The following is a 255-nucleotide window of genomic DNA, read 5'->3' as shown; positions in this document are numbered from 1 at the left end:
AATGGAAGTATACCCATCCCTGAACACATAGGGGATGAGGAGGCAACCAGGGGAACTGAAACATCTAAGTACCCTGAGGAAGAGAAAGCAAAGAAACTTGGGCCCCACCAAAGTAGTCGGAAAAAGCAACAAAGCTTTCCGTCACTTTGGTGGGACTTGAGTGCGATTCCCTAAGTAGCGGCGAGCGAAAAGGGAACAGCCTAAACCGATACCTACGGGTATCGGGGTCGTGGGGCGTCTTATGTGGAGTAAGAA

At 50.2% G+C, this 255-nt stretch carries 1 rRNA gene; it reads left to right on the top strand.

Going from position 1 to position 255, the window contains the following annotated elements:
* Window positions 1-255 (top strand): 23S ribosomal RNA (locus TEPIDINF_RS14990); the annotation flags it as partial.

The organism is Tepidibacillus infernus, assembly GCF_048898065.1.
GTDB classification, from domain to species: Bacteria; Bacillota; Bacilli; order Tepidibacillales; family Tepidibacillaceae; genus Tepidibacillus_B; species Tepidibacillus_B infernus.
This window is presented reverse-complemented; position numbering and strand designations above follow the sequence as displayed.